This window comes from Thermodesulfovibrionales bacterium (assembly GCA_035622735.1).
GTDB lineage: Bacteria > Nitrospirota > Thermodesulfovibrionia > Thermodesulfovibrionales > UBA9159 > DASPUT01.
Map to the genome: position 1 here is coordinate 1 of DASPUT010000047.1, position 9,796 is coordinate 9,796.

Genomic DNA, 9,796 nt, shown 5'->3' on the forward strand with positions numbered 1-9,796 from the left:
TGAGCTTCCTTCGTGAGTGTCGCCTTGTCAAAATCAAAGTGAACATCTTCAAGGACGATCACTACTTCCTTCTTCGGCTCGGCCTTCGGGGTCGGAGCCGGAGTCGGGGTCGGCTTCGGTGTCGGCATCGGCGTCGGAGCCGGTGTCGGAGCCGGTGTCGGCGGCGGCGGAGGCGGTGGAGGCGGTGTCGGCTTCGGTATTGCTTTACCAAATGCAAACACTATGCCTGCCGTTGCTTCAACGGGATAGAGGGGCTTGCCCCCGATCATAATGTTGTCTTTGAGATCAACCCTGAAGGCGACTCTGTCTGTCATCCAGTATTTTGCACCGACGCCGACGGGAGCGACGAACTTATTGGTGTTTCCCGTATGGCTTGCATTAAAATCCGCAATTCCGGCACCCACAGCAATAAAGGGGTTGAACCTCTCACGGGGCATGAAGTTCCATAGGAGGTCCAGGTGATATTGCTGAAGGGACACATGATCATCGGGACTGACAAAGGGAGGGGGTTCTCCATTCTTATGTTTAAACAAAGACAAAGGCGCGACTATCGGATTCCGCTCTGTTTTACTGTACACCTGGCTCCCCACAACTTCCCCGACGAATTCGAGCGCCAGATTCTCTGTGAAGTTGTATCCGACTCGTCCACCAAGAACAGGCCCATTCTTCAGATTAATGTCGCTGTCACCTAAGAAAGAGTACCAGCCTACAAAAGGACTAATTTCCCAGCTTCCCACCTTCTCTATCGTTCTCTGCAGCTCTTCCGGATAGGCAGACAAAGGCAGGAGAAAAACAAAACAAAGCACGACAAAAAACAATTTCTTGAACATCTGCATCCTCCTTTCGAAAGTTATTAGATATCTACCAAAATGGTATATGATTTGCCCTCGACAAGGAAATTAAAACACAGAGGTCGTTCGTTGTCAAGAGGAAAAATTAAATAATATTAGAATCGTAAATTCAGGGGAAAGGGTCTCCGGGGGCATAACGATGGCAACCCTATTGAATAAGTGGTGTTCTTTCAGCATAATAAAGAGACTTTCAAGAATAAAGCAAGGAGTGGGCCAGTGGGGAAAGACCGCATCGTTGTAGGGGTGATAGGGTTCGGGACCGTCGGAAGCGGCACGGTGAAGATCCTTCTCGATAACAGGGGGGTCATCGCGGAAAGGACGGGTTTCGATCTCGTCCTCAAGAGGATTTCTGACCTCGACATCAGCAGGGACAGGGGAATCCGGCTCGGCGAAGGAATCCTCACCACGAAGGCCGGGGATGTCCTGGACGATTCTGAGATAGATATCGTTGTCGAACTCATCGGCGGGATTCATCCGGCAAAGGATTTCATCATCCGGGCGATAGAAAATAAGAAGCATGTCGTGACGGCAAACAAGGCGCTCCTCGCCACTGAGGGGAACGAAATATTCAGAGAGGCCGGGAAGCACGGCGTCGAGGTCGGTTTCGAGGCCTCTGTCGCGGGCGGTATCCCGATCATCAAGGTGATGCGGGAAGGGCTCGTGGCGAACAGGATTCTGAACATGTACGGCATCATCAACGGCACCTCAAATTATATCCTGAGCAGGATGACCGATGAGGGGAGTGAATTTTCGGCGGCGCTGAAAGAGGCCCAGAAACTGGGGTACGCAGAGGCAGACCCCACGTTCGATATCGAAGGCATAGATTCCGCCCATAAGCTGGCGATACTCGCGTCCCTGGCCTACGGCATCCCTCTCTCCTACGAGTCCGTCTATAAGGAAGGGATCACGAAGATTACGCCTCAGGATATAGAATTCGCATCGGAGCTCGGTTACAAGATAAAGCTTCTCACCATCGCGAAGGCGGTGAACGGAGAGGTTGAACTCAGGGTTCACCCGACGATGATCCCGTCGGATTATCTCATATCAAAAGTTGACGGCGTCTTCAATGCGATCTATGTGGAAGGAGATGCCGTGGGATCGACGCTCTATTATGGGAGGGGCGCAGGAGATATGCCGACGGGAAGCGCGATTGTCAGTGACATCGTCGATATCGCCCGTAACATCAGGCTGAATGCCACGGGGAGGGTTCCCCTTATCAGGACAGCTCCCTCAGGCCTGAAGGTGAGGAAGATGGACGATGTGGAGTCCATGTACTACTTCAGGTTTTCCGCACTCGACAGTCCGGGGGTCCTCTCAAAGATATCGGGGATCCTCGGCGATAACAATATCAGCATCGCCTCGGTAATACAGAAGGGCAGACGCGTCGGAGGTGCGGTGCCCCTCGTGGTTCTGACCCACAGGGCGAAGGAGAGAGATGTGCTCGGGGCGATCAGGTCCATCGACGACCTTCCCGTGGTGACGGACAAGACGCACTTCATCCGGGTTGAGGGAAAAGAATAGAAGACGGTTCAGGATATTCGGCCATGGAAGAGATTAAACCGGACAAGACGATCAATATCAAAGGGCATGTCTGCCCCTATACCTTCGTAAAATCGAAGATCGCGATCGAGAACATGGAGATCGGCCAGGTGCTCGAGATACTTCTCGATTATGAGGAGGCATCAAGATCGATCCCGAAATCGATGGAGGATCACGGGCATACGATCCTGAAGCTCGAAAAGATCAACGAGACGGACTGGATCATCCGGGTGAGAAAAGAGAAGGAGTGATGGAATTCTCCGAGGAACAACTCCAGCGGTACAGCAGGCATATCATCCTGCCCGAGGTCGGAGGCAAGGGGCAGAAGAAGCTCCTTGACGCAAGGGTCTTTCTCGTCGGAGCGGGAGGGCTTGGCTGTCCCGTCGGATACTATCTCGCCGCGGCCGGTGTCGGTACGATCGGTATTGTCGATAACGACACCGTCGAACTGAGCAATCTCCAGCGGCAGATCGCCCATAGCACGAAGACAGTCGGCATGCCGAAAACCGAGTCTGCGAAGGCGACCTTCGAGGCACTCAATCCCGATGTGACGGTCATCGGGATGAAAGAGAGGATCACGAAGGACAACATCCTGGACCTCATAAGGGATTATGATATCGTCGTGGACGGCAGCGACAATTTTCCCACACGCTACCTCGTGAACGATGCCTGTATAATCGCGAAGAAACCCCTCGTCTCCGGAGCGATCCTGAGATTCGAGGGGCAGGTGACGACGATTATCCCCGGGGAGGGACACTGTTACCGGTGTCTCTTTGAGGAGATGCCTCCCCCCGGTCTCGTGCCTTCCTGTCAGGAGGCCGGCGTCATCGGTGCCATCCCGGGCGTTGTCGGTTCCCTTCAGGCGATCGAAGTCTTCAAGCTGATACTCGGGAAGGGCGAGACCCTGAAGAACGCCCTTCTCATATACGATGCACTGAAGACAACGTTCAGACGTGTCAGGGTGCCGAGAAACCCCGAATGTCCTGTCTGCGGAGATACCCCTACCATCACGGAACTGCAAGACTACGATGCAGGGTATTGCAGGCTATAGAATCCCCGCAGCGGGATCGAGGGATAGGACGGTTTCCCGATGACGGTCGCTGCTGTCCCCGCCAATTCTGTCTCATGCTCAAGATAACGATCCCTGAAAAGATTTATGACGAACTGGTCGCTCATTGCAGGCAGGGATATCCGAACGAGGCCTGCGGAATCCTTGCGGGCAGGGAATCTGTAATCAGCCGGATTTATAGAACGACGAATACGGAGAAATCTCCGGTGAGTTACCTCATGGACCCTTCGGAACAGTTCAGGGTCATGAAGGACATGCGGGAGAACGACCTCGCCATGGTCGCGATCTTCCACTCCCATCCATCGTCTCCTGCGGAACCCTCTGGCAGAGATGTTGCCCTCGCTTTCTATGATGACACCATTTATCTCATCGTCAGTCTCATGGAGCAGGAACCGGTCGTGAGGGCATTCTCGATCAGGGAGGGAAAGATTGCGGAGGTTGCACTAAGCGTTAAAGGGGAAGAGTGATCCCGGGTCTTCAGTGCTTATCTCTTTCCCGTATCTCGACCCTCCGTATTTTTCCGCTTATCGTTTTCGGGAGTTCCGGGACGAATTCGATCACCCTGGGGTATTTGTAAGGAGCGGTCACTTTCTTCACATGCTCCTGCAGCTCCTTTATGAGATCTTCACCTGCTGCATACCCCTTGGTCAAAACCACCGTTGCCTTGACGATCTGCCCCCTGTCAGGGTCCGTTACACCCGTTACAGCGCATTCGAGGACGGTGGGGTGTTCGAGTAAGGCGCTTTCGACTTCGAAAGGCCCGATCCTGTACCCGGAACTCTTTATGACGTCGTCGGCCCTGCCGACGAACCAGTAGTAGCCGTCTTCATCCCGCCATGCCATATCCCCGGTGAAGTATATTCCGTTATGCCATACCTCTCGGGTGAGCTGCTCATCGCGATAGTATCCTCCATACATCCCGACCGGCTTTCTCTTGTCGGTTCGGAGGACTATCTGGCCCTCTTCACCTGCCTCGCACGGATTGCCGCTTTCGTCGATCAAATCTATGTCATAACCAGGAGATGGCCTGCCCATCGAGCCCGGTTTCGGCTCCGTCCAGGGAAACGTGCCGATCGCAACGGTCATCTCGGTCTGGCCGTAGCCCTCCCTGAGCTTGATTCCCGTTGCCTTGAGAAACTGGCTGTAGACCTCAGGATTGAGAGGTTCACCGGCGACAACGCAATGCTCCAATTTTTGGAGACGGTATATCGAGAGGTCTTCCTTAATGATGAACCGGTAAACCGTGGGAGGAGCGCAAAACGAAGTTACTTCGTACTTTACGAGTGCATCGAGGATGTTCTTGGCGCTGAACTTGTCAAAGTCGTAGACGAATACCGCTGTGCCGCAGATCCACTGTCCATAGAGCTTGCCCCATGCCGCCTTTGCCCAACCGGTGTCGGCAACGGTGAAGTGGAGGCCGTCTTCCCGCACGTTCTGCCAGTATTTTGCGGTAAGGATGTGCCCCAGGGGGTAGGTAAAATCATGCCGGACCATCTTCGGCATTCCCGTCGTGCCGGAAGTGAAATAGAGGAGGGAGATGTCGTCATTGCTTGCAGCATCGCTTCCGGCAGGTCTCACGAACGTTTCGGAGGCCTTTTCGATTCCTTCATCAAAGTCGAGCCATCCTTCGCGGCTGCCACCGACAAGGACCTTCTTCCGGAGGGACGGGGACTGCTTCTCCGATTCTTCCACATGTTCTATCACTTCAGGTTCCGCTACTGAGACGATCATTGTGACATCCGCCGCGTTATTCCTGTAGGTGATGTCCTTTGTCGTGAGGAGATGCGTCGCCGGTATGCCGATGGCGCCGAGTTTGTGAAGCGCGAGGAGGCAAAACCAGAATTCGTAACGCCTCTTCAGAATGAGCATGACGGGATCGCCCTTTCGAACTCCGCAGTCCCTGAAAAAATTCGCGGCCCTGTCGCTGAAGCCTTTCAATTGTCCGAAGGTGAAGATCGCCTCACCTCCCTTATCATCACACCATACCAGGGCGGTCTTGTGAGGCGAGAGGCGGGCGGTTTCGTCAACAACGTCATAGGAAAAATTAAAATCTTCGGGGACGTTCACCGCGAAGTTCCCCAGGAAATCCTCATAGGAACCGAAGTCTTCTCTCGTCATATAGTTTGTTTTCACGTGGGTGTCGGTCAGTCGCAGTCATGCGGGCCGCAACGACCCCTCCCCGCTGAGGGATTTATCGACCGCTCCTAGATTAAGATATTCTTGCGCGTATTGTCGCTATTTAATTTTGCTTCCTCTTTGGAGTAAAATATCAATTCCTGAGGCGATGACTACAGGCTTTGATATGACCCTTCTCAGGATACCGGACGGGAGGTGCGCATGGGATTCGTGAATGGCCTTAAGTGTCGGGAGTGCGGCAGGGAGTATCCTGTCGATCCCATCTATGTCTGCGAATTCTGTTTCGGTCCCCTGGAGGTGGTGTATGACTACAAGAAGATAAAGCGCGTCCTGACGAGAAAGAGCATCGAGAAGAGGGAAAAGAACCTCTGGCGTTACAGAGAACTTCTTCCGATTGACGGAGAGCCCCGGGTGGGTTTGAAATCCGGTTTTACTCCTCTCATCAAGGCCGACAACCTTGCGAAGGAACTCGGTATCAGGGAATTATATATAAAGGATGATACCGTGGCTCATCCGACCCTCTCTTTCAAGGACAGGGTCGTGGCGGTCGCCCTTACCAAGGCGAAGGAATTCGGTTTTGATACCGTGGCGTGTGCCTCGACGGGCAATCTTGCCCATTCCGTGGCCGCCCATGGCGCGAAGGCCGGTTTCAAGAGGTTTGTCTTCATACCGGCGTCCCTCGAACCGAGCAAGATCGTTGCTTCCCTCGTCTACGAACCGCACGTAGTGGCGGTCGATGGAAACTACGATGAGGTCAACCGGCTCTGCAGTGAGGTGGCGAACAAATACAACTGGGCCTTCGTGAATATCAACATCAGGCCTTTCTATGCCGAGGGGTCGAAGACGCAGGGATTCGAGATCATCGAGCAGTTGGGTTGGAAGGCCCCTGATAATGTGGTCGTGCCGTGCGCGAGCGGGTCGCTCCTCACGAAGATATCGAAGTCGTTCAAGGAATTTAAGGAGATTGGCGTCATCAAGGAGCTTGAGACGAAGGTGTATGCGGCGCAGGCGACGGGTTGTTCTCCCATAAGCAGGGCGATTAAAGAGGGAACGGATGCGATACGGCCGGTAAAGCCCGATACGATCGCCAAATCGCTCGCGATCGGCAACCCGGCGGATGGCTACTATGCGATGCATGTCGTAAAGGAAAGCGGTGGATTTGCCGAGGACGTGACGGACAGTGAAATTATCGAAGGGATCAAATTGCTCGCGAGGACTGAAGGCGTCTTCGCCGAAACGGCCGGCGGTGTTACCCTTGCGTGTACCCGTAAGCTCATTGACACAGGCAGGATTCAGAGAGACGAGGCGACGGTCATCTGCATCACCGGGAACGGTCTCAAGACGCAGGAAGCCCTGAACGGCCACACCGCATCGCCTCACTACATAAAACCGAACCTCGTTGCCTTTGAAGAGGTCCTGAAAAAAATCGAGTAGCTCCTGCCGGCATTTCGCCGCAAAGGGGGCCGATCTGTGAAGAAGGAGGGATGGCATGCCAGTAAAGGTAAGGATACCGACACCGCTACAGAGATTGACGCAGGGGAAAGAGGAAGTGGATGGGATTCCCGGAACGATCATGGATCTCATTCAAAACCTCGATAAGAAGTTCCCCGGCATCGGAGAGAGGATCTCCGAAGGAGGCAAGGTCCGGAGATTCGTGAATATCTATGTGAATGAGGAGGACATACGGTTCCTCAAGGCGGAGAATACTCCCGTCAAGGAGGGTGATGAAGTTTCGATAGTCCCGGCCATCGCCGGCGGAAGAGATTGATTGATTCTCTCGTCGCCCGTCAGCAACGGATGATGTTCGCGATTGTTCAAAGGAGGATGTATGAAGAAACGTATTAAGTTGACCTTCCCGCAGCATCTTGTCAAAGAGCCCGTCATCTTCACCATGGCGAAGAAATTCGACGTGATGCCGAACATCAGGAGGGCAAGGGTTACCGAGACAGTCGGCGAGATGGTCCTCGAGCTTGAAGGAGCGGAGGAAAATCTGAAAAAGGGCGTTCAGTATCTCAAGGAGCAGGGAGTGGATGTGGAACTCGTAGAAGGCGACATCGTGGAGTGAGATCGTATTGGGCGGCATGATAGAGAACCCTACGGAGTTCCTGCCTTTTTTGAGAAGAAGCGTGAAGGTCAGAGGTGAAGTGGAAGAGGTTTCGGAGGTTTTGGAAGGGACACTATGAAGTATATTGTCATCATCGGCGACGGAATGGCGGACAGGCCGCTGAAGGAACTCGACGGGAAAACACCTCTCCAAAAGGCGCTTACCCCGAACATGGACAGACTCGCAAGGGAGGGCGTCATCGGATCGGTGAGGACGATCCCACGGGGAATGCATCCGGGCTCCGACGTCGCCAACCTGAGCATCCTTGGTTACGATCCCCGGCTATTTTATAGCGGCAGGGCTCCCCTTGAGGCCGCGAGCATGGGGGTGGAACTGGACGAAGGAGATGTGGCTTACCGCTGCAACCTCGTCACCCTGAAGTATGATAAGCAGATGAGACGGGCGATCATGGAGGATTACAGCAGCGGCCATATATCGACAGGTGAAGCTGCCATCCTCATGGAGGAGATCAACAGGGGACTCGGGACAGAGACGATCAGATTCTATCCCGGCGTCAGTTACCGGCATCTCATGGTCTGGCGGAACGGGGCACTCGATCTCGAATGCGTCCCTCCCCATGACATCCTTGGAAAAGAGATAGCCGAGTACCTTCCAACGGGTGAGGGTGAGGGAGTCATCAGGGATATCATGATGCGCTCCGTCGGGCTCCTCGCCGGCCATCCGGTCAACAGGAAGCGGACGGAAGAGGGAAAGAAGCCTGCCACCAGCATATGGCTCTGGGGACAGGGAAGGAAGCCGAAGATGCCTACGTTCAGAGAGAAGTACTCCCTCGACGGGGCCCTCGTATCGGCCGTCGATCTCACGAAGGGACTCGGCGTTTGTGCCGGATTTGAGATCCTCGAAGTGCCGGGTGTTACCGGGTATATCGACACAAACTATACCGGAAAGGCAGAGTATTCTCTCAATGCTCTCGAGAAGGTGGATTTTGTCTATATTCATGTCGAGGCCCCTGACGAGGCCGGCCATTCCGGGAATTGGAAGGACAAAATCAGGGCGATCGAAGACTTTGACTCCCTTGTGGTCGGTGCGGTCGTCAAGGGAGCGGAGGTGTTCGGCGAATACCGCGTATTGTTGATGCCCGACCATCCGACACCGATAGAGGCGAGAACACATACCGACGAGCCTGTTCCCTTTGTCATCTATGACAGCCGGACGAAGAGGGTAAACGAAGGGGCTATGTTCGACGAATTCCTCAGAGACCGGAAAGAGGCGATGGTGGTCGAGGAGGGCTATAAACTCATGGACTACTTCATAAAGGGAGAGTAGAAATCCCTTCCTTTTCACTCGGCCCGGTTGGGACCGTTTCTCATCGAGAATGCCTTCGCCGTAATTGACAATATCGTGGGGAATAAGGTATCTTTAACCATTCGCGGGGTGGAGCAGCCTGGTAGCTCGTCGGGCTCATAACCCGAAGGTCAGAGGTTCAAATCCTCTCCCCGCCACCAATAAGGACAAGGGTTTGCAGAGATGCAAGCCCTTTTTCTTTTGCTGTCGTCATTCTACAGAGACAGGTGCCCATAGATAGTCTCTTTCCTTTTTTTGTGTCAGCCTTCTTTGTTGTCTTCTCTGCTCTAGTAACTTCACCAAACAGACGAGTTTTACTACTCCGGGATTCTTGCCTGCAATCATGCATCGACACGACAGTTCCAGGATAACTGGAAACCGGCTCCCTTGTTGATTCATAGGCGTAAGGGTACGCGCGATCTAAAGAACTAATATGTTCATTTCAAGCGGCATTCAAAAAAGGGGAACGATCTTCCTTCTTTGCAGAGATGCCGCCAACCGCCCATACAACCGAGTGATTCCTCAGGAACGGGGAAGGAGCCGATTGATGTCGCTTCATCGCCAATTCTCTTTACCAACTCCTATGGCGATAATAATAGCCATATTCGTGCGGGTAACCGTAGTCATAGTAATAGTATCGGTAATATCGATGGCCACCGTAATACCCATCGGGCGCGACTTCAACCGCACAGCCGCAAAGGGCAAATAACATGCTGATAACAAAAATTATGGTACGCCATTTTCTCGTGGTTTCCTCCGGTTGGTTATTTGCCGCCTTCTTTCAGCTTCATC

10 protein-coding genes and 1 tRNA gene are annotated in these 9,796 nt (G+C 53.5%); 9 read left to right on the forward strand and 2 right to left on the reverse strand.

Going from position 1 to position 9,796, the window contains the following annotated elements:
* Positions 1–830: outer membrane beta-barrel protein (locus VEI96_02480; GenBank protein HXX56852.1), on the reverse strand; the 830-nt coding region annotated here is incomplete at its 3' end.
* Positions 831–1,067: 237 nt separating this feature from the next.
* On the opposite strand from VEI96_02480, the gene VEI96_02485 reads away from it, so the two are divergent.
* The 4 genes from VEI96_02485 (at position 1,068) to VEI96_02500 (ending at position 3,926) form a co-directional block, all read left to right on the forward strand.
* Complete coding sequence (locus VEI96_02485) at positions 1,068–2,372, forward strand: homoserine dehydrogenase (protein HXX56853.1); 1,305 nt, start codon at positions 1,068–1,070, stop codon at positions 2,370–2,372.
* Positions 2,373–2,395: 23 nt separating this feature from the next.
* Complete coding sequence (locus VEI96_02490; protein HXX56854.1) at positions 2,396–2,641, forward strand: sulfurtransferase TusA family protein; 246 nt, start codon at positions 2,396–2,398, stop codon at positions 2,639–2,641.
* A complete protein-coding gene (moeB, locus tag VEI96_02495) occupies positions 2,641–3,441 on the forward strand; it encodes a molybdopterin-synthase adenylyltransferase MoeB (GenBank protein HXX56855.1) in 801 nt (266 codons plus the stop codon). Before VEI96_02490 ends, moeB begins: the two co-directional genes overlap by 1 nt.
* 74 nt (positions 3,442–3,515) lie before the next feature.
* Positions 3,516–3,926, forward strand: coding sequence for a M67 family metallopeptidase (locus VEI96_02500; protein HXX56856.1), 411 nt, complete (start codon positions 3,516–3,518; stop codon positions 3,924–3,926).
* 10 nt (positions 3,927–3,936) lie between these two features.
* Here the strand turns inward: VEI96_02500 and VEI96_02505 are convergent, their stop codons facing one another.
* On the reverse strand, positions 3,937–5,577 hold the full coding sequence (locus VEI96_02505) for an AMP-binding protein (protein ID HXX56857.1): 1,641 nt from the start codon (positions 5,575–5,577) through the stop codon (positions 3,937–3,939).
* 219 nt (positions 5,578–5,796) lie between these two features.
* On the opposite strand from VEI96_02505, the gene thrC reads away from it, so the two are divergent.
* From thrC to VEI96_02530, 5 genes are all read left to right on the forward strand, one after another.
* On the forward strand, positions 5,797–7,029 hold the full coding sequence (gene thrC, locus VEI96_02510; GenBank protein ID HXX56858.1) for a threonine synthase: 1,233 nt from the start codon (positions 5,797–5,799) through the stop codon (positions 7,027–7,029).
* Between the two features lie 55 nt (positions 7,030–7,084).
* Positions 7,085–7,363: a MoaD/ThiS family protein gene (locus VEI96_02515; protein HXX56859.1), complete on the forward strand. Its 279-nt coding sequence runs from the start codon at positions 7,085–7,087 to the stop codon at positions 7,361–7,363.
* A 60-nt stretch (positions 7,364–7,423) separates the two neighbouring features.
* Positions 7,424–7,660 (forward strand): NIL domain-containing protein, encoded by a 237-nt coding sequence (locus tag VEI96_02520; protein ID HXX56860.1) that lies wholly within the window; start codon positions 7,424–7,426, stop codon positions 7,658–7,660.
* Between the two features lie 114 nt (positions 7,661–7,774).
* Positions 7,775–8,986 carry a cofactor-independent phosphoglycerate mutase gene (locus VEI96_02525; protein ID HXX56861.1) on the forward strand — a complete coding sequence of 404 codons (1,212 nt, stop codon included), beginning with the start codon at positions 7,775–7,777 and terminating at the stop codon, positions 8,984–8,986.
* Between the two features lie 102 nt (positions 8,987–9,088).
* A tRNA-Met gene (locus VEI96_02530) sits at positions 9,089–9,165 on the forward strand.
* Positions 9,166–9,796 lie beyond the last annotated feature (631 nt).

What these genes read in the sequence shown, in the direction of transcription:
- VEI96_02490 (HXX56854.1), top strand. Translation starts at nt 2,396, where the DNA reads ATGGAAGAGATTAAACCGGACAAGACGATCAATATCAAAGGGCATGTC.
- moeB (HXX56855.1), top strand. Translation starts at nt 2,641, where the DNA reads ATGGAATTCTCCGAGGAACAACTCCAGCGGTACAGCAGGCATATCATC.
- VEI96_02500 (HXX56856.1), top strand. Translation starts at nt 3,516, where the DNA reads ATGCTCAAGATAACGATCCCTGAAAAGATTTATGACGAACTGGTCGCT.
- VEI96_02505 (HXX56857.1), bottom strand. Translation starts at nt 5,577, where the DNA reads ATGACGAGAGAAGACTTCGGTTCCTATGAGGATTTCCTGGGGAACTTC.
- thrC (HXX56858.1), top strand. Translation starts at nt 5,797, where the DNA reads ATGGGATTCGTGAATGGCCTTAAGTGTCGGGAGTGCGGCAGGGAGTAT.
- VEI96_02515 (HXX56859.1), top strand. Translation starts at nt 7,085, where the DNA reads ATGCCAGTAAAGGTAAGGATACCGACACCGCTACAGAGATTGACGCAG.
- VEI96_02520 (HXX56860.1), top strand. Translation starts at nt 7,424, where the DNA reads ATGAAGAAACGTATTAAGTTGACCTTCCCGCAGCATCTTGTCAAAGAG.
- VEI96_02525 (HXX56861.1), top strand. Translation starts at nt 7,775, where the DNA reads ATGAAGTATATTGTCATCATCGGCGACGGAATGGCGGACAGGCCGCTG.